General features: G+C 41.2%; 15 protein-coding genes. 7 read left to right on the forward strand and 8 right to left on the reverse strand.

Annotated elements, in window-relative coordinates:
* Positions 1–119 precede the first annotated feature (119 nt).
* Complete coding sequence (locus tag SAE01_RS09225) at positions 120–1,052, forward strand: TIGR01777 family oxidoreductase (protein ID WP_147203467.1); 933 nt, start codon at positions 120–122, stop codon at positions 1,050–1,052.
* 29 nt (positions 1,053–1,081) lie between these two features.
* Here SAE01_RS09225 and SAE01_RS09230 read toward each other — a convergent pair whose 3' ends face one another.
* The 5 genes from SAE01_RS09230 to SAE01_RS09250 all read right to left on the reverse strand — a co-directional run bounded on the left by SAE01_RS09230 (position 1,082) and on the right by SAE01_RS09250 (position 5,052).
* Positions 1,082–1,870, reverse strand: a complete 789-nt coding sequence (locus SAE01_RS09230; protein WP_147203468.1) for a DUF2705 family protein — start codon at positions 1,868–1,870, stop codon at positions 1,082–1,084.
* Between the two features lie 14 nt (positions 1,871–1,884).
* Positions 1,885–2,778 (reverse strand): ABC transporter ATP-binding protein, encoded by an 894-nt coding sequence (locus SAE01_RS09235; protein ID WP_147203469.1) that lies wholly within the window; start codon positions 2,776–2,778, stop codon positions 1,885–1,887.
* A gap of 79 nt (positions 2,779–2,857) precedes the next feature.
* Positions 2,858–3,739, reverse strand: a complete 882-nt coding sequence (locus SAE01_RS09240; RefSeq protein ID WP_147203470.1) for a phosphatidate cytidylyltransferase — start codon at positions 3,737–3,739, stop codon at positions 2,858–2,860.
* Between the two features lie 156 nt (positions 3,740–3,895).
* Entirely contained in the window at positions 3,896–4,105 is a 210-nt protein-coding gene (locus tag SAE01_RS09245; RefSeq protein ID WP_147203471.1) for a putative signal transducing protein, read from the reverse strand.
* 20 nt (positions 4,106–4,125) lie between these two features.
* Positions 4,126–5,052, reverse strand: coding sequence for a CPBP family intramembrane glutamic endopeptidase (locus tag SAE01_RS09250; RefSeq protein WP_147203472.1), 927 nt, complete (start codon positions 5,050–5,052; stop codon positions 4,126–4,128).
* A gap of 127 nt (positions 5,053–5,179) precedes the next feature.
* Between SAE01_RS09250 and dusB the strand changes: the two genes are divergently transcribed.
* A complete protein-coding gene (gene dusB / locus SAE01_RS09255) occupies positions 5,180–6,217 on the forward strand; it encodes a tRNA dihydrouridine synthase DusB (protein WP_147203473.1) in 1,038 nt (345 codons plus the stop codon).
* A gap of 267 nt (positions 6,218–6,484) precedes the next feature.
* On the opposite strand, the gene porU2 is transcribed toward dusB, so the two are convergent.
* A complete protein-coding gene (porU2, locus tag SAE01_RS09260) occupies positions 6,485–11,389 on the reverse strand; it encodes a putative type IX secretion system sortase PorU2 (RefSeq protein ID WP_147203474.1) in 4,905 nt (1,634 codons plus the stop codon).
* 406 nt (positions 11,390–11,795) lie between these two features.
* On the opposite strand from porU2, the gene tyrS reads away from it, so the two are divergent.
* Positions 11,796–13,082 carry a tyrosine--tRNA ligase gene (gene tyrS, locus SAE01_RS09265; RefSeq protein ID WP_147203475.1) on the forward strand — a complete coding sequence of 429 codons (1,287 nt, stop codon included), beginning with the start codon at positions 11,796–11,798 and terminating at the stop codon, positions 13,080–13,082.
* A 65-nt stretch (positions 13,083–13,147) separates the two neighbouring features.
* Here tyrS and SAE01_RS09270 read toward each other — a convergent pair whose 3' ends face one another.
* Positions 13,148–13,588 carry a hypothetical protein gene (locus tag SAE01_RS09270; protein ID WP_147203476.1) on the reverse strand — a complete coding sequence of 147 codons (441 nt, stop codon included), beginning with the start codon at positions 13,586–13,588 and terminating at the stop codon, positions 13,148–13,150.
* Between the two features lie 218 nt (positions 13,589–13,806).
* Between SAE01_RS09270 and SAE01_RS09275 the strand changes: the two genes are divergently transcribed.
* Positions 13,807–14,451, forward strand: a complete 645-nt coding sequence (locus tag SAE01_RS09275; RefSeq protein ID WP_147203477.1) for an alpha/beta fold hydrolase — start codon at positions 13,807–13,809, stop codon at positions 14,449–14,451.
* Here SAE01_RS09275 and SAE01_RS09280 read toward each other — a convergent pair.
* Positions 14,444–15,127 carry an SGNH/GDSL hydrolase family protein gene (locus SAE01_RS09280; protein WP_218029123.1) on the reverse strand — a complete coding sequence of 228 codons (684 nt, stop codon included), beginning with the start codon at positions 15,125–15,127 and terminating at the stop codon, positions 14,444–14,446. The genes SAE01_RS09275 and SAE01_RS09280 overlap by 8 nt on opposite strands.
* Positions 15,128–15,350: 223 nt before the next feature.
* Between SAE01_RS09280 and SAE01_RS09285 the strand changes: the two genes are divergently transcribed.
* The 3 genes from SAE01_RS09285 (at position 15,351) to SAE01_RS09295 (ending at position 19,163) form a co-directional block, all read left to right on the forward strand.
* Complete coding sequence (locus SAE01_RS09285) at positions 15,351–16,484, forward strand: glutathionylspermidine synthase family protein (RefSeq protein WP_147203478.1); 1,134 nt, start codon at positions 15,351–15,353, stop codon at positions 16,482–16,484.
* Positions 16,485–16,714: 230 nt separating this feature from the next.
* Positions 16,715–18,553: an aspartate--tRNA ligase gene (gene aspS / locus SAE01_RS09290; RefSeq protein WP_147203479.1), complete on the forward strand. Its 1,839-nt coding sequence runs from the start codon at positions 16,715–16,717 to the stop codon at positions 18,551–18,553.
* A gap of 151 nt (positions 18,554–18,704) precedes the next feature.
* Positions 18,705–19,163, forward strand: coding sequence for a hypothetical protein (locus SAE01_RS09295; protein WP_147203480.1), 459 nt, complete (start codon positions 18,705–18,707; stop codon positions 19,161–19,163).
* The last annotated feature ends 49 nt before the right edge of the window (positions 19,164–19,212 follow it).

Genomic DNA, 19,212 nt, shown 5'->3' on the forward strand with positions numbered 1-19,212 from the left:
AACTTGAGACGAATTTCGCTGTTATAGCAGGAATGAGGTTACTACTAAGAACGTTTTTAGGCAATTTTTCTTAGTATCGAAATATGCTTACAACAAACGTTTCTGCTAAAATATTCTCTATGTCCACTATACTTATTACAGGGGGAACCGGTTTACTGGGTTCAGCTCTTACAGAACTACTTACTTCCAAGGGACATGATGTTATTATTTTAACAAGAGAACAAAAGTCTTCCCACAGTCCAAATATTTCTTACGCTGTTTGGAATGTAAAAGATCAGAATATCGACAAGAACGCGGTAAGCCGCGCCGATTATATTATCCATCTTGCCGGGGCAGGAGTAGCAGACAAAAGGTGGACAAAAGATAGAAAAAAAGAAATAGTAGAAAGCCGTACAGAGAGTAGTGCACTGTTGGTGAAGGCAATAAAAGAAATACCAAATAAGGTAAAAGCTGTAATCAGCGCTTCTGCAATCGGCTACTATGGTGACGATGAAAAAAGATCAGCTAAAAAACCGGCTTTTACAGAAGACATGAGACCGGATAAAGAGTTTCTTGGTGATACGTGCCGGCTGTGGGAGGAAAGTATTGAGCCGGTACAAAAAGAAGGCAAAAGACTTGTAAAGCTTAGAATAGGCATTGTCTTAAGTAATGATGGAGGTGCTTTACCGGAATTTAAAAAGCCAATTAAATTCGGAATAGCAGGTGTTTTAGGTAGCGGTAAACAAGTAATTAGTTGGATACATATAGAAGATGTATGTAGAATGTTTCTGTTTGCAATTGAAAATGAAAACATGCATGGCGTTTACAACGCTGTTGCCCCAACTCCTGTAAGAAACAAAGACCTGACAATTTTGTTAGCTGAAAAAATGAAGGGGCGATTTTTCATTCATGCTCATGTACCGGCAATTGCGCTTAGACTAATGCTGGGAGAGATGAGCGTTGAAGTATTAAAGAGCGCGACCGTAAGCTCAGACAAAGTAAGAGTTGACGGCTTCACCTTCAAGTACCCAACGATCGAAGGAGCTTTAGAAAACCTGGTAAACGAAAAGTAACAAGTCTTCAGATCGCGCAAAAAATTCCCTTACAAATCATCTGATTGAAATTTCCTAAAGCTGATAAAGTAGTAAAGGGCAAGATAAACAGCCGTCATCGTTAATAACGCAGGAGTGTTGTAAGATGCCAGGAACTGATTTATGATAGCTTTTCCGAAGGGAATACGGATAAGATTGTCGGTTGTTTCAAGTGGAAGATAGCGCCCGAAGTTATCTGTGTAATGGTTAAGAAAAGCTGCAAGCATGTTTTCAAGAATTAGCGTGTACAAGAAAAATACGCCAATTGTTATTCCCGCCCTTTTGAATAGAAGACTAAAAAGTAATGCTGCAGAACAGTAGCTGACAGCCTGTATAAAAAAATAGAAGACGTATTCGATTTTCTCAAAAGTGAAAGAAGCCGGATTTTCGTACAAACCAAAAAGTAAAGCAGTGATGAAAACTGCGACTGTCGCAACAAGAGCAACGACGATTGTAAGCGCGATTTTCACTAAAATAAATTCCTTTCGACTCCACCCGTCTATAATGTTTTGCCGGTGTGTTTTATAACTGTACTCGTTGGTGAAAGAAATGATAATCAGCAACCCGAGCATAAACATTAAAAAGCTGCTGATGTAACTTACCATGTGCCAGATATCAGGAAAGTCAAAGAGTGCGCCCATAACAGTTTTGGACATTTCATTATTCTTTGGGGCTAAAGACCAAATCTGGTGAGCGATGTAAATGGCGCCAAAAACGCTGATCAGGTATAAAATGGACAAAACCCAGAAGGTGCGGTAATTCTTAACCTTCATCCATTCAACTTTTAAAAGCTGGAACATTTGTATAAAGAGTTTTAATTATTAGTAAGCTCAAAAAACTTTGCTTCGAGACTTTTCTTTTTAAGCAGAAGATGATTAAGAGCAACTCCACTATTAAAGCAATGCCGATTGATTGCTTCAAGATCAGCCGTGCCGGAGGGATAGAGGGCATGAATACAATTGCTTTGCTTTTTTATAGTTGTATATCCAGGTAAGCCTGAAGCGACCAGCTCAAGCTGAGAAAGATTATTTGCCGATATTTCTACGATGTCTTCATTCACCAGTATTTCATCTACCGGCCCTGAAGCCAGCAATTTTCCTCTTTTCATTATGGCTACGTGTGTACACACCTTTTCAACTTCGTCTAGCATATGGCTGGCCATAATAATCGTTTTGCCTTCCCCGGCAAGTCGTTTAATCAATTCACGGATTTCTGCTATCCCTACGGGATCAAGTCCGTTAGTGGGTTCATCAAAAACCAACACGGTGGGATTACCTAACAAAGCAGAGGCAATGGCGAGCCTTTGTTTCATTCCCAAGGAATAGGTGCTAAACTTACTTGTTCTTCTTTCCGTAAGATTTACTTTTTCAAGCGCTGCAGGTATATTTTCTCTTCCTTTTCCCTTGATTTCGGCTGCGATAGCAAGGTTTCTTTCGCCTGATAAGTAGTGATAGAAGTTGGGGGTTTCAAGTAAGGTCCCGATGTCTTTTCTTAGGATTGAAGTGGCAGGCTTTCCAAAAAATTCAAAGCTTCCTGACGTTGGTTTCAAAACATCCATCACAATACCAAGCATGGTAGTTTTTCCACTTCCATTAGGGCCCAGTATTCCAAAAACACTTCCTTCCGGAACGTCAAACGAAACATTATTTAAGGCCTGAATTTTTCCGTAAAATTTAGTGATACCGTTTAAGCTAAGTACAGGTTGCACAGTTAGTTGCAGTTTATTAAGCAGGTAAAATAGATGCTTTTGGCCGTATTGAAAAAACTATTTAAAAGGCATCAAACCTTTAGATGCTAAATAGAATAACGTAGAGCCAAACAAAAGGAGTGGCAAGTATTAAACTATCAAAACGGTCAAGGAAACCGCCATGTCCCGGCATTAGTTGTCCGCTGTCTTTTACGCCCGCCATTCTTTTCAACTTGCTTTCAAGTAGATCACCGCTCGTACCAACAATTGCAGCGATCAAGGAAATGACAATAAGGGTTGCAATATCTTTTATATTAAAAAGATAATAACCGCCGAGGGTCACTACAGCAACGCAGAGAAGAGCACCGCCGCCGGTTCCCTCCCAGGTCTTTTTAGGCGAGATTTTTGAAAAAGGGGTTTTTCCGATAAAGGAGCCAACGATGTAAGCCATCGTATCATTTATCCAGATGGAAGCGATTAGAATAATAGGAATGATCCAACCGGTGTCTAAAAAAACATGAGAACCTTGCGCAACAAGACCGGTACTTCTAATACCAATCATCAAGCCCCAGCTAACGGAAATGTACAAGAGACCAAGAAGCGAGTAACCTAAAGTTTTCACGGAGAAATCTTTTGTAAGAAAAATGAGCCATATCGGAAGCACAACTCCCGAGACCAATAGCAATACTTTGCCGATGATGTGCAACGGTAGGTTGCTAATCGTATAGCCACCGCCTGCCATAAAAAGCATAAAAGCCCAACCTGCTATCATTACTCCATATTTATGTATGGGAGTTATTTTTTGATATTCGGGATCTATTAAGCCTATTAATTTTTGATATTCTACCCAGCAGCCAAAGTGTACAACAGAAAACAAAATGAGGAAGCTCCAGTGATTCCAGAGTAGACCGGCCAGCATAATAATCACAAATACTACGGCAGTTGTCGCGCGTGTTTTAAAGGTCTGAACGTTAAAGGCCATGTTTATATAATTGAGCTAATGGGTTGGAAGTATCTAAAACGAGCGTAGCCGGTGAGGTTTGGTTGCGGTACAAGTGAGTGACACAACGATGATGAAAAGAGAACTACTGTTAGCAACCAAAAAAATTTCAGAGTTATTTGCAAACACTACGGGTAACTAATTCAGTAATCCTTTGTCTACCAAGTGTCGGGCTATATCTTTTAATAAAACGGGAACATAAACTTCTATGTCGCCAAAATTAAGGTAGCTGCTATCCTGCTTGTTCACCAGCAAAACAGGTACGCTGTTTTCCTCGAGCATTCCCTTTATAATACTGGCCTGAGGGAGGTTGCGGGTAGCGTAAAGAAGATGCCATTTATGTGTCATACTTATTATCGTAAAAGCGATTATGCAATATAATCATTATCATCACTGGTTACAATTGAAGGCAATACTTCATCACTTTTCTTCTTAATGAAGTAAATAATGCCAATGCCAATGATGAGACTCACAAAGGCGCCATACAGGGGGACAGAATAATCATCGCCGGCAAGTTTCTTTATTGTTTCGCTACGGTTCGCATAATAAACAGATAAAACGGCGAAGGCATTATTTAGAAAATGAATAAGAATAGTATACCACAGGTTTCGGGTTACATAATAAACAACGCCGAGAATTAGGCCTAGAGTAAAAATGGGTAGTATTTTAAAGAATGTGCCATGCAGCAAAGCAAACACAACAGACGACACGACTATAGCAAGCCATGGTCGGTGGCTAATGCGGAGCAGCGCCTTTTGCAATGAACCTCTAAAAAACAATTCTTCACCAATTGCCGGCAGGAGGGCCATAATAAATAGGTTAATCAACAAGTCTCCAAAGTTTTTCATCTGCAGGAAGACTTGTAGTGCACGGTTATACATCGCCTCCATTTCTAAAAGCGACTTTTGAAGCCCACCGAAGTTAATCTTGCCATTTATTTCACCCAACCAACCGATAAAGGGCTGAATTGTACATAACAGCAGGAATGCCGCTCCGAATAAGATGATTGAAGCATCTTTTTGAATACCTATATAAGGAAGCGACTTCGGAGAGGAGTAATAACCAAAGAATAATGAAGGCAGTATAAAAGATATTATTGAACCTGCCAATTGAGCCCATTTGAACTTGTCGATGACATCTGGTGAAACAACTGCACTCTTGTTAAGCAGCACGCCTGCAATGTCGCCAAAAAAGAAGGTGGAAACAGCAGAATTCAAAATAAGAAATCCACCTGCCAGCCCCAAAAAAGCCAGAAACTGCACTGCCGGAGGTTGATATTTTAAGTAAGTCTTCATAAATCAGCTACGAATAAGAATGTAAGTTTGCGTTTTAAAAAATAGTCGTGCAAGATACAGGATGCAACTTATAAACAACAGGTTGCAACGTTGTGTTGGCAGGCTTTAAAGGATTTTTACAAGTATCATGATCACTATCGGCAACATACAATTAACAGGCTTTCCGCTTCTACTTGCTCCCATGGAAGACGTAAGCGATCCTCCATTTAGGGCAGTGTGTAAAGAAAACGGAGCGGACCTTATGTACACTGAATTTATTAGCAGCGAGGGCCTGATAAGAGACGCTATTAAGAGCCGCAAGAAGCTTGATATTTTTGATTATGAAAAGCCGATAGGCATACAAATTTTTGGTGGTGACGAGGACAGCCTTGCCATGGCTGCAAAAATTGTTGATGTAACAAATCCTGATTTACTTGATATCAACTTTGGTTGTCCTGTAAAAAAAGTTGCCTGTAAAGGTGCCGGGGCCGGCGTGCTGAAAGACATAGATTTGATGGTTCGCCTAACCGATGCAGTTGTAAAATCTACTAGCCTGCCTGTTACAGTTAAGACCCGTCTTGGCTGGGATGAACAGACAAAGAATATAGAGGAAGTTGCCGAGCGTTTGCAAGACGTAGGGATAAAAGCATTAGCTATCCATGGCCGTACACGTAGCCAGATGTACAAGGGTGAAGCCGATTGGTCGCTTATCGCGAAAGTTAAAAACAATCCCCGCATTCAAATACCCATTTTTGGTAATGGCGATATAGATAGTCCGCAAAAAACGGTAGAGTACAAGAACCGCTACTGCGTGGACGGTATTATGATTGGTCGTGCTGCCATCGGTTATCCTTGGATTTTTCGCGAGATCCATCATTATATGCAAACGGGCGAGCTACTTCCTTCGCCGACAGTGGAGGAAAGGGTAGAGGTAAGTAAAAATCATTTGCGCAAGTCAGTCGAATGGAAAGGGCCGGTTGTAGGTATCAATGAAATGCGCAGGCATTATTCAAATTACCTAAAAGGCTTACCTGGAATCAAAGAATTCAGAAACAAACTCGTGACTTTAAAAGAAGTAGAAGAGGTAGAAGCAGTATTGGATGAAGTTCAGGAACACTATCAAGGTTTTGAAGTGGAAAGGGCACCAATTGTGTTAGAGAATTATCATGAGCACTGCGCGGTGTAAGAACTGGGATTAGAAAATTGGATTTAAAGATTGTTTTGATAGTCGGCTTTGGAATACTCCTTTACACTCGTCGCGTCGCCTCGTGTGCTCTTGCCTTTTATTCGTCGCTTAGTTAAAATCTTCAATACTCTATATGATCTACTCAAACCGCCGGCCTTAGTTCCTGTGAACCCAAAAAGTCCAACCCTTTATACTTTCAAAAAAAAGATGCCTGATTTTATAAAAAGGCAAAAGATGTAGCAACCAGAACCACAAGACAACACTCTTTTACTGCTTCTGAACCTTATAAGTACTTACCACATTTCCTTCGTTGATCTTTACAACATAAGTACCGCTTGCCCACGTTTTCATGTTAACCTGTACGGTTCCGTTTATTTTCTTCTGCCACAACTGCTGACCAAAAACATTCAATATTCTTACATCAGCAACCTTTCCATCCTGCCTGCTTACACTAATGTTTAAAATGTCTTTTACAGGATTAGGGTAAACCTGTATAGTCACTCCACTTGCCACCGTTACCAGCCTTACACTTGAATATTTTACCAAGCCATCATTATCCAACATTTTTAGCCGGTAGTAGTTCTTACCCAACAATGGGCTCTGGTGCAGGAATGAGTAATTTTTATCGTTAGCAACAGAAGTTCGTTGTGGCTCAACAATGCCAAAGCTGGCAAAGTTGCTGCCTGTAGTGCTGTACTGAACTTCATACTGCTTCATATTCGCCTCCGCTGCGACTGACCAAAAAGTCTTTACCACGCTGTTTTGCAAAACTGCATTAAAATCAACAAGCGTTACCGGCATTACTTGGCCACGGTCGACGTAGACATATTTATAAAGAAAATTATTAAAGCTGAATTGTTCCGGTTGGTGACCTGTCTCGGGGTTCATCTCGACGTATAAATTGTACCATCCACTTAAAGAACTTACGTCTAAAGCAAGGTCTGCATGAAGAGTATCGACGGCAACTAACGGACGTAATTTCTGAGTAGGATAAACAAAAGAGTTATTAGAAGCATCATATAAAACAACCTTCACACTTAAGCTATCAAAGTTTGCCTTTGAAACATTTTTAAAGGCAAATCCTACATTAAGAATACCATTGTAAGCAGCCTTATTTAGTGTACCTACTGTATCAGGAATATTGTAGTAAAGGTTTGGAGCAATCGCACCTTCGGGAACCTGCACATATGCTACTCCCCATTTAGCCAGTTGATAAGGCGTTGCCGTAACAGAATCGGCATTGTTCATTTGCAACCTTATGTAGGGATACTTTGCTGCATCCAAACCGGAAACGTCAAACGAGTGCACGGAAGAGTCGAGTGTATACAACAACGTGTCGCTGTTGTCTTTCTTAATTCCATACACGTTTACTACGGGAACGTCGTTGTTCGATTCGTCGCGGGATCCTGTCCAATAAACGTTCTTCCATTCTTTTGCCGGGCCAAAAACGGGCGAATTGATAAAACCTTGTTGGTTAGGTGTAGTACAATTTACCGACAAGGTTATTCGATCATAAATACCATTGCTCATTGCATAAGAAGGGGTGAAAGTGGTATCTCCTTTCTTGAAGACAAAGGCCCATGTGCGCGCATAATAAAAGGAGTCAATGGCTTTAAATCCGTAGCTCTTCAAGCGATGATACAAGGAGTTGCCTTTGCCATACAAGGAAGTATCCGCTGCCCAATTTTTTGCAAACGTATTGTAAGGCTCATCAAGAATAAGTCTTACGGCAACATAAGAACCTTTGGGAATAGCATCTAAGAAATCAAGCGCGTTCTTACGAGTTTTGGCAGTCAAGTATTCGTATTCAAAATTATACTCGCGGCCGGCATCACATACAGCTCCTGCACCAAAGGGATTTGTGAGATTTTTTACAGGCAAAAAAGTAAGCGAGTCGAATACATTGAAAATAACAGAATGACCTACGCAAGCGCTTTGAATATAATTTGAACCATCTACCGAAATACTGAAATGTTCATTCTCTGCTCCGCTGTATGGATACACCGAATTTGTAATGAACAGGTTGTGAGATTTGCTCTTGTAAGAAAATTTACGGGAGGCACTGTCCAACGTCAATCTCGTTAACTGCGATTGTAAGTGTTGGTAAAGATGCCCTTGTTCGAAACCTGCTATTGCTTTGCTTCGGTAGGTGAAAGAAGAATTTTTCCAATGGAACTCGGTCACAGATTTCGGTGCAACCCTCCAGTAATAAGTCACCCCATTCTGATACAGTATACCCGGATCAAACTCTATCGCTCCCCCTGGAGCTGTAGAGGTTTTAACTATTTTAACAGGAGAATTGAATAAAGCCGTAGTATCAAGTTCCATCAGATAATCCTTTACTACACTAAACGGGTTTACCGTAGAAGCAGTAAGCTTGATATCAGGCGAGGTAATAACCGAATAGTTATAAGGGAAAACCGGTTTTATCTCGTCTTCAGAAATCGACACTTCAATTGTTGCAGAGTTATTATCCTCGCTCAATTCGCTTGTTGTATTATTATAATCTACAAAGGCAGTTATTTTGTTCACGCCTTTATCCCGGCTTGCTATTACGGGTACATCTATTTCAACAGAGTCAATGAAATTGATAGAGGAAAATGTTTTAGTGAGAACAGTAAAAATTTCACCTGTTGGAATTTCGCGATTAATTCTGATCGTGACCGGAGTATTTGTAGCGCGACCAATATTGTTGAGTTTTACTTTCACTTTGAAACTGCTATCAGCAACCGAAACAAAAGAAGGGTTCACCTGCATCTGTGACTTTTCAACTACATAATCAGGCAAGTTTGAAGCATTAATTATAATTGCAGGATCACCATGATACGCGTATTGCTCAGAATGAACGCGACTATAATAATCGTTGGGATTTGTAGCATTTAAAGTCGTAGCAATCGCTTCTTTTATAACCGTCCCAACGCTTTGATTATACCTTGTTTGTCCAAGCGCTTTATACAAATCAAGCGTGTATAAATTGAGGTAATTCACAACCCCAAAGCCGGTACTCGCGAGGTAGCCGATAGCACCCCTTTGAGGACTTAAAATAAACTTTTCTGAAATGGTAGATTTGTTCGTCAACCTGGCAGGCTCAAAAAGAAAATGGTCCCCGGCGCTGCAACCGTTTGCAATAAAAACAGGGTATTTTCCCTGGTTGTTATAATTCTCCGGGTTGTCAAGATTGAAGTCAAGATTGGTGCTGGAAGAATGTCCGAAATAACTAATGAGCGAGGCACCGGTTTCATAAATTTGTTTGAAAGAATTAACAGCTTCAGGATATCCTTCCGGGTTGGCTGATTTACTAAACGTTTTTACGTTTGCCCCGAAAGCCGTGTCAGCAATAATTTTCTTGTACGACTCGAGGTAACGATCAATTTGGTCACCGGTATTCAGGTCGTTTGCTCCCGCTATCTGGATGACATTCTTCATCCATCCTTTCGCTTCGATGGTTTGGGTTGGACTACGTTGGGCGGAGTCGTGTTGCTTTACTTTCAACAAATAATCACCTACTTCCTGCGCAGTCACAGCAGATAACCGTCCTATAGGAATTGCAGGAATTGCCCTAAAATCATTCGAAGCTAGCAGGTTATCAGAGGCAGGGTTTCCATATGTTGGAACGAGGTTTAATTGATCTGCAAGCGCATTACTTTCATTTCCCCGATAGTCGCTGTACACAACTCCTTTGCCTATAAGAAAGACAAACTTTGGAGCGTCGGCGAATGTATTTGTAGAATAGCGTAAGAAGTTTTTAACTGACAACGGATGCTTCTTTATTCCCCAGGCGAACTGGTCCACCAACTCGTTGATGTCAATCACTTTTGCATTGTATGAGCCTCCTGCCAAAGAAGACCGGTACTCACTATACTGCTGCACATAATTTGAAGCGCCATTGCCGTAAATAAGTGGATTACTTATAATGAGGTAATTGCCCTGATTGGCGGGGTCATTAAAATTTGTAAAGTTTCTTTTTTCAGTCGTTGAAATGGTCTTGAAATAATTTCCTGCCTGGGTAGTAAGCACAAGATCATACGATACAGTTGAAGGATCGAGCACCACCTTTACAGTATCCGGATTAGAGATATCTCCGACGTAGCGTTTGTTATTCGCCAGGTCGTATATCACAGGAGGAACACCGCCGTGATTAAAATTAGTTATAGCGAGGTAGCGACCGCTAGAAGACGCATCGAGTGGAAACTTCATCATCGAAGAGCCACCCATGTTAAATACTCTTGGGTACGTGATCTCCACGGAAGCGACACGCATTTCGTCGCAACCGTTAGGGCTTTGATTAACTACGTACACTGTGGCAATTCCTGAGCTTAATTTATTTACATCAACAAGTTCCTCAGCCTTTACGTAGTTGATATAGTCCATCTGGAAAGTAGTGATGGAGTCGGCGTTTACATTTATCCTTACGCTTCGACTGTTTTGCGCATCACCTACAACGTTTACCCGTACAGTTGCCATCGGCCCTTGCAGGTAGGCATTGAGACCCGAAAAACCCTGCGGCAACGTAGCAGAGCCACAGCCCGCAACCGGCCTTACTGCCCGGCTTACCCAACCCTCACCTTTGTCGTAAGAAGACGAATACAAGTTTTTACCCAGCGTAGCTGCAAAACCGTTAGAGATATTATTTCTAAAATACCTCGCGACCGTGTGCATAAAATAGTTCTCCGGCTGCAATGTGTTTTGAATAGTATTATTGCTCGAAGGCGTCAGTCGCTTATTAGCAGAACTGGTATTGACCGTAAGAAAATAAGCGGCTGTATCCGTTTGAAGGCTCCACTTGTCATTTAGCTGGTAGTCAGGGTTTCGATAAAGTTCCTTGTCTAGCTTGCCATTGTTGATCTCTCCGAAAAATTCTATATAGTCTGTACTGCCCAACAATCCCGAGGGCTTGGAAACATAGATGGGAACTTCTTCGCCGTCTCTCCATAACTGAAAATTTTCAGCAGCAGTGGCGGCTAAGCCGGTTGAGGTAAGTGTTGAAAAAGGAATTCTCACCATACCATTCCTGGTAGGCGATCCCACGTTGTCGCTGCCGAACCCCATTACCTTAAACTTGTAGTAAGTTTTATTGTAATCGATCCATTCGTTGTGAAATAGATAGCCCTGACCTATGGCAAAAGAGGACATAAAAAGACTAAGAAATAACCAACCCAACTTTCGGCTCATGATCAGCAACTTTATAACGCTAACTCTTTAGAACGAATAAATCGTGATTCTATTTCAAATCGATCTCTCTATTTCAATCCTGGCGAAGCCGGGTGGCAACCTTGGATTCTTTAGCCATAAGATTTGAAAGATCTATTGGTAGCCACCAGTAGTCCATGCTTCAGCTCCGTTTGTGTCACACTCTTGTACTTTGAACTTTATGGCAGCTTTTTTTAAAAACTCCAAAAGCTGTCGCACCGCGCCGAATAAAGAACGAACTGCCCAAGAGTGCGACGCAAGAAAAGTCATATCGAAGCGATTGCCGACTACCAAATTAATCCCAGCAACGGTCCTCCATCGCCATCGGCTGTTTTTGATAGCATCAATACAGTATCTGCTTTACATTTGCCGAAGTCAAAAAAATGCCATGAATTTAATTGAAGAGTTACGGTGGAGAGGTATGATACAGGACATAATGCCTGGAACTGAAGAACAGCTTTTGAAAGAAATGACGACAGGATATATCGGCTTCGACCCGACCGCCGATAGCCTGCATATAGGAAGCCTCGTGCCGATTTTACTACTCGTCCACCTACAAAAAGCGGGGCATAAACCGGTTGCACTGGTTGGCGGAGCAACAGGAATGGTGGGCGACCCAAGCGGAAAAAGTGAAGAAAGAAACCTCTTAAGTGAAGACATTTTGCAACGCAATGTTGCGGGCGTAAAAAAGCAGCTGGAACAATACCTCGACTTTGAACCGTCGAAACCTAATGCTGCTGAGATGGCCAATAACTATGACTGGTTTAGAGACTTTTCGTTCCTGGATTTTATAAGAGATGTTGGCAAGCACATCACCGTTAATTATATGATGGCGAAAGACAGTGTAAGAAAAAGGCTTGAGGGAGAAACTGGAATGAGCTTCACCGAGTTTACTTACCAACTGGTGCAGGGCTACGATTTTTACTATCTATACAGCAATAAGAATTGCAAGCTGCAAATGGGCGGAAGCGACCAGTGGGGAAATATCGTAACAGGCACAGAACTCGTTCGGCGTAAAGCAGGCGGAGAAGCCTTTGCCTTTACCTGTCCGCTAATCACCAAAGCCGATGGAAGCAAGTTTGGCAAAAGCGAAAAAGGAAACGTGTGGCTTGATCCTGCAAAAACATCTCCTTACGAGTTTTACCAGTTTTGGCTAAATACTACTGATGCTGATGCTGCGCGTTACACAAAGATTTTTACTTTCCTCACTCAGCAGGAAGTCGACGATGTTCTAGGCGCTCACAGTGGCAACGAGCATCAGCGCGGCCTTCAAAAAAGACTTGCCGAAGAAGTGACTGCTTTTGTACATGGCAAAGAAAATTTGGAAAAGGCAGTTCGTGCAACTGAACTTTTATTTAGCAAAGACACGATGCAAATAATTGCTTCACTATCTGCAAAAGAATTGGACGCTACTTTAACAGGAGTTCCTGCAGTTGAAGTCAGCAAAGAACACCTTACCACTACAAATCCTGACGTAGTTACGTTTTTAGCAGAAACCGGCATTTTACCAAGTAAAGGTGAAGCCAAGAAAATGATACAAGGCGGCGGAATAAGTTTTAATAAACAAAAAGTTACAGACCTTTCTAAGAAAGTTGATCTATCACAGTTTATAAATGAAAAATATTTGTTTGTACAAAAAGGCAAGACAAATTACTATTTGGTAAAAGTGTCCTAGAAAATTAGGTCAAAAGAGAAAGCCCGGGACAATGCCCGGGCTTTCTCTTTTAACGAATAATATTTTTAAATTTTGCTTGTTCTGCTGTAGACAGAAATAGATCCATTGGCAACTTTTAAAACAATGCTTTCTTTGTCGTTTTCGGCTGCAACAAAATAATTTGTTTCAGCATCAGCATTAAATTTAAAAGCTTCTGTTACGTTGTAGTCACTGTACTTTTTTGTGAAAGTTCTTTTTACAAACGTTGGCAGTTCTTCCATTTTTACTTGTTTAGTAGTAGCAATTAAATCTCCATCAGGATTGTAAAAAACCTCCACTTTTTGTTCGTCCTGTAAAAAGCTTGCTTTTGTAAAACTTTCTTTTGAGGTCCATTCTACTTTAGAAGCGCCGACAAAAGTCGCTTCGAAGTTTTGTACTGCTTTAGGATCGATTTGATTTACGTCTTGTGCAAATGCGCTGGTTGAGATGGTAAGAGCTACTAAAGCTGCGATGAATAACTTTTTCATGATTGTTGTTTTTTAGTTTATTTATAATTGTTTTTTTATTTCGATAGAGTAAAGCTAACCTTCGTATTTGCCTTGTATATTCATTTGAGGTGAACCTGAAAAACATCGCGACCAACAGACAAAATGATTTTTCCTTGACGGAAAAAAGGTCGTAAAAAGGTTTATTCTAAGACGATAGCATCCGGTTTTAAAGGCATAAACATTGCTACTTTAGCCGAATGAAAAAAGTATACTTTATAGCGGGCTTAGGTGCAGATAGCAGGGCCTTTTCATTTTTGGATCTCAGCTTTTGCCAGCCGGTATTTATTGATTGGGTTACGCCTTCGCTTAAAGAAACGCTTCCTTCATATGCTGAAAAGTTGTTTGCATGCATACAAGATGAAGAGGCCACGATAGTAGGATTATCTTTCGGAGGTATGCTTGCTACAGAGATAGCCAAGCGCCATCCTCGCACCAAGGTTATTGTTATCGCCAGCTCAAAAACCTACCTCGAAATACCTAACTACTTAAGGTTCTGGCGTCATTTCCCGATTTATAAATTTCATTCCAATAAAATAAAAAATAGTGCAGGCAATTTTGTACTGAGTATACTGGGAGCGAAAGGCACAGAGCAAAAAAAGTTACAGCTTCAGATCATGAAAGAATCGGACGCTGTCTTTACACGATGGGCAATGGACGCAGTAGTCAACTGGCGCAACACCACGGTTCCTCCAAATGTGGTGCATATTCACGGCACCGCAGATAAACTCCTCCCTTATAGATATGTAAAAGCAGACTACGCCATTAAAGACGGAGAACACGTAATGGTTATGGATCGGCCGAAAGAAGTGTCAGAATTATTAAAGAAACTGATTACTACTTAATCTCTTTCAAAACCTCCCACATCTCGGCCGCGACGAGCGCATTGCCTTTGGGGTTCAAATGCACTTTATCAAAAGTCAAAATGCCCGCGTCCACATTTTCTATATTATGGGCAATGTTGTATGAAGTAGCCGCTTTCCTCAAGTCCACAAGAGCGAGGTCGTATTGAGTTGCAAGCGATCTTATCAGATCTGAATAGAGGTCTAATTCTTTATCCTCAGGGCGATTGAATGCCGGGTTTTCACCTATCAGCAAAGGGGTACACAACACGACCTTTATTTTGGCAGAAAGAAGCTTTTCTATAATAGCAATGTAAAAAGCTTCAAACCTTTTAATGTCAGTTCCGGTAAGTATCGAAAATTTATGACCCACGTCATTTACGCCAATAAAAATTACTATGATGTCTGCACCTTTTGCAAGCACATCCTCCTCCAGCCTCAGGTACAAATCGTAAATCTTATCTCCTCCAACACCAGCCCCAACCAGCTCATAATCCTCTTCTACCGCAGCGTCGTGCAATAGGTATTGAAGTTGCTTTATGTAGCCTCCTGGCCTTGCTCCCTGCTCCGTTATGGAGTCACCAAAAAAGACGATTTTTTTTCGCCGCTTCCTGTAGTTCATCGACATCAGTAACATACAAACTACAAACAGCGCAAATAACAAAAGCTTGGAAGTCACAGGTTCGTTTTAAAATATTTTTATAAGCCCGGCAATATAAATCTATTAAAATTTTGTTGCGTCGCACACTTCTACAGCAACAATACCCGGAGCAGTGAAAGCGGTAATAAAACCCAAGAAAACAGTTTAGCCCCAACCTGGAATTGCAATGATTATCATTTAAAGTATTGTCGGATTTAATTGCGTGTTTCCTCTAATTTTATACACGCTTATAACACACAAAATGATTAGAAAAACAATCGATCCTCGTAATAACTGGCAGGCAGAAGTAGAAAAGCTTGGGTTTGGTTTTCATACTACCAACGTACCTTATTGGGATGAGAGTGCATACTACGAATTCAGCATGGATGAGGTATTGAAAATCGAAACGGCAACCGCTGAATTGTGGGATCTGTGCCTTGGCACAGTTCAGCATGTAATTGATAATAGATTGTACAACAAGTTCGGCATAGCAGATTGGCTCGTCCCTTATATAGAAAAGACCTGGGCAGAGGACCATCCAGCTATTTATGGTCGTTTTGACTTTTGCGTTAAAAACGGCGAGATCAAGTTGCTGGAGTTCAACGCCGATACACCTACCAGCCTATACGAAGCCGGAATAGTTCAATGGTTTTGGCTGCAGGATTTTGATAAAAGCAAAGATCAATTCAACAGTATTCACGAAAAGCTAATTGCTTACTGGAAACATTTAAAGACGTATCTCTATCCTGCACCTGTACATTTTACCTGTCTCAAAGAAACGCTTGAAGACCTTACAAATACTGAGTACATCCGCGACTGCGCAATTCAAGCCGGACTGGAAACTAAACTAATTTTTATAGACGATATCGGTTGGGACGATCATTCAAGAATGTTTGTGGATATGGAGGACGAGCCGATGAAAAACATTTTCAAATTATACCCGTGGGAATGGATCGTAGCGGATGATTTCGGAAAAAGCATTTTGCTCGATGTTAATCGCCCCTTCTGGATCGAACCTGCGTGGAAGATGCTTTTATCAAACAAAGCAATTCTTTCGATTCTATGGGAATTGTACCCGGAACATCCAAACCTCTTACCTGCTTTTTTCGAGCCTGGGAAACTAACCAATTTCGTTAAAAAGCCGATACTTAGCCGCGAAGGAGCCAATATAAACATTGTACAAGCAGGTGAAACCCTTCAATCGTCAGAAGGTGAATATGGTAAAGAAGGCTTCATTTTCCAGGAGCTATTTTCACTTCCGAACTTTGACGGAAATCATCCTGTCGTAGGAAGCTGGGTAATAGGACAAGAGCCTGCGGGCATGGGCATAAGGGAATCAAAAACTTTAATTACAGATAATCAAAGCCGGTTTATTCCTCACCTCATCACTACTTAGTCAAGACATATTTCGGGTCGCCTCGCTTTAAATGTTTTTAAGGCAATATTTCGTACAAGCAAAATCTCCTCATGCATGTACCTTTTGCTGCGCGCGGCAATAACGGTGACAAACAAACTATAGCTATATTTGCCGCTCTAAAAATAAATTACATAATCTCCCTGGGAATTATCACACAAAAAACCTAGTTCATTTTCTCCCTTTTGGGAGTCAGGGCTTAATCATACAATATGTACAGAACACATACCTGCGGACAACTCAGACTAACAGATGCAGGAACAACAGTTACCCTCGCAGGATGGGTGCAAACTGTCCGCAAATTCGGTAGCATCACTTTCGTTGACCTTCGTGACCGGTATGGAATTACCCAACTTTTATTCAACGAAAGCCTCAACCAGCAATTGGACGAACAGCCTTTAGGTCGTGAGTTTGTGCTGCAGGCCACGGGCAAGGTAAACGAACGCAGTAACAAGAACACCAATATTGCTACAGGTGAAATTGAGCTGATAGTGTCCGAGTTTAAAATTCTCAATAAATCAGCGGTTCCTCCATTTACCATACAAGACGACACCGATGGAGGAGATGACCTTAGAATGAAGTACCGCTATCTCGATCTTCGTCGCAATGCTGTAAAACGCAATCTTGAACTTCGGTACGCTGTTAATCGCGCTGCAAGAAATTACCTGCACGAAAAAGGTTTCATGGATATTGAAACACCTTTTTTAATTAAGTCAACTCCGGAAGGTGCGAGGGATTTTGTAGTTCCCTCCAGAATGAATGCAGGGCAATTTTACGCTTTGCCACAGTCGCCACAAACCTTCAAGCAATTGCTAATGGTGAGTGGATATGACCGTTACTACCAGGTAGTAAAATGTTTTAGAGATGAAGACTTGCGTGCAGATCGCCAGCCAGAGTTTACGCAGATAGATTGCGAGATGGCTTTCGTAGAGCAGGAAGATATCCTAAACATGTTTGAAGGATTGATCAAATCGATCTTCAAAGAGGTAAAAGGAATAGACTACACAGAAACAGTTGAACGTACGACCTGGGAGGATGCCATGTGGACATATGGAAACGATAAGCCCGACATCCGTTTTAAAATGAAAATAGGGAACTTAAAAGTTCCTGCAACAGCTTATCCTTCTCACCAGCAAGAACTTCAAAACTCCCCTTTTGCCTCAGGCGCTACGGGCTTTGCTGTTTTTGACAATGCAGAAACTGTATTAGCAATTGCTGTTCCCGGTTGTGCCGATTACACGCGTAAGCAAACGGACGAATTAACCGAATGGGTAAAGCGTCCGCAAATAGGAATGCAAGGTTTGGTATTTATAAAGCTAAATGCTGATGGAACTGTAAAAAGCAGCGTAGACAAATTCTTTAACGAAGAGCAACTGAAAACCATTGCTGCTACCTGTGATGGCAAGCCGGGAGACCTGGTGCTGGTATTAGCGGGACGTGAACAAAAAACCCGGAAAGCAACGAGCGACCTTCGGATGGAATTGGGCAAACGGCTTGGCCTTAGAAAAGACAATGAGTTTAAGTTGTTATGGGTGCTTGACTTTCCGTTGTTTGAATATGCGGAAGAAGATAACCGCTGGGTAGCGCGTCACCATCCGTTTACTTCTCCAAAGCCTGACCAAATCGCTACAATGATCGATAACAATCCTGTGATTGAAAATGCTGCAGATTATTTGAATCATCCCTATTCCAATATTAAAGCCAATGCATACGATATGGTTTTAAATGGCAATGAAATTGGTGGCGGATCGATTAGGATTTTTCAACGCGATTTACAGGAAAAAATGTTTGCCGCCCTAGGTATGGACGAAGCGGAGCAACAACACAAATTCGGATTTCTTCTTGGTGCCTTTGAGTACGGCGCGCCACCTCATGGTGGAATTGCATTTGGATTTGACAGGCTATGTGCAATCCTGGGAGGAAGTGAAAGCATTCGTGATTTCATTGCCTTCCCTAAAAACAACAGTGGCCGCGATGTAATGTTAGATGCCCCAAGCGCCATTGATACAAAGCAGTTTGATGAACTGCAGATAAAGCTGGATCTGAAATAATTATTATGATCCCAGACTATCAAAAATTAATGCTTCCAGTTCTTCAGTCGGTTAGTGATTGTAAAGAGCATAAGATTAGCGATTTAGTTATTCTACTATCTTAAGAGTTTAATCTTTCGGACGATGAGAAGCATGAATCAAAAAAACATACATGACAATAATATATCGAATTCTAAGTCTCATTATAAATACAGTTGCGCTAATGCTTACTATCTCACTCTTAGGAAGCATTCCAATGTTAATTTCTTCTGCCCAAACAATGCTGTCCGGATTTATGATGGTAGCAGTGATCTTGTATTCGTGGTTTAGTTTTAAGTTTAGAAGAGAAGTCTTACAACAACAAAAAATAGTTAGTCATAGTCTGCGTGATTGGGTTAGGGTAAACGGCATTGTTACACTTATTTTCTGCTTCATTTCTATTATTGGCATAACTCCTCTGTTAGCAAATCCACAACCTTTTGTAGACGCAGTTAAAAACTTTGGTATCACGATGCCTTTAAAAACCATCATTACTTTTTGTTACGTGATGCTTGTATATGCAGTTGTTTTGCTGGCGCACATTCTATGGACTTTTGCCCTAATTAAAAAACACAAAGAATTTTTTCAATAGCTAAGCCTATTTTCAAAGCACCTTCAGGGTGCTTTTTTTGTTACTTTAT

It is taken from the genome of Segetibacter aerophilus (assembly GCF_007991655.1).
Taxonomy (GTDB): Bacteria; Bacteroidota; Bacteroidia; order Chitinophagales; family Chitinophagaceae; genus Segetibacter; species Segetibacter aerophilus.

What these genes read in the sequence shown, in the direction of transcription:
- SAE01_RS09225 (WP_147203467.1), top strand. Translation starts at nt 120, where the DNA reads ATGTCCACTATACTTATTACAGGGGGAACCGGTTTACTGGGTTCAGCT.
- SAE01_RS09230 (WP_147203468.1), bottom strand. Translation starts at nt 1,870, where the DNA reads ATGTTCCAGCTTTTAAAAGTTGAATGGATGAAGGTTAAGAATTACCGC.
- SAE01_RS09240 (WP_147203470.1), bottom strand. Translation starts at nt 3,739, where the DNA reads ATGGCCTTTAACGTTCAGACCTTTAAAACACGCGCGACAACTGCCGTA.
- SAE01_RS09245 (WP_147203471.1), bottom strand. Translation starts at nt 4,105, where the DNA reads ATGACACATAAATGGCATCTTCTTTACGCTACCCGCAACCTCCCTCAG.
- SAE01_RS09250 (WP_147203472.1), bottom strand. Translation starts at nt 5,052, where the DNA reads ATGAAGACTTACTTAAAATATCAACCTCCGGCAGTGCAGTTTCTGGCT.
- dusB (WP_147203473.1), top strand. Translation starts at nt 5,180, where the DNA reads ATGATCACTATCGGCAACATACAATTAACAGGCTTTCCGCTTCTACTT.
- porU2 (WP_147203474.1), bottom strand. Translation starts at nt 11,389, where the DNA reads ATGAGCCGAAAGTTGGGTTGGTTATTTCTTAGTCTTTTTATGTCCTCT.
- tyrS (WP_147203475.1), top strand. Translation starts at nt 11,796, where the DNA reads ATGAATTTAATTGAAGAGTTACGGTGGAGAGGTATGATACAGGACATA.
- SAE01_RS09270 (WP_147203476.1), bottom strand. Translation starts at nt 13,588, where the DNA reads ATGAAAAAGTTATTCATCGCAGCTTTAGTAGCTCTTACCATCTCAACC.
- SAE01_RS09275 (WP_147203477.1), top strand. Translation starts at nt 13,807, where the DNA reads ATGAAAAAAGTATACTTTATAGCGGGCTTAGGTGCAGATAGCAGGGCC.
- SAE01_RS09285 (WP_147203478.1), top strand. Translation starts at nt 15,351, where the DNA reads ATGATTAGAAAAACAATCGATCCTCGTAATAACTGGCAGGCAGAAGTA.
- aspS (WP_147203479.1), top strand. Translation starts at nt 16,715, where the DNA reads ATGTACAGAACACATACCTGCGGACAACTCAGACTAACAGATGCAGGA.
- SAE01_RS09295 (WP_147203480.1), top strand. Translation starts at nt 18,705, where the DNA reads ATGACAATAATATATCGAATTCTAAGTCTCATTATAAATACAGTTGCG.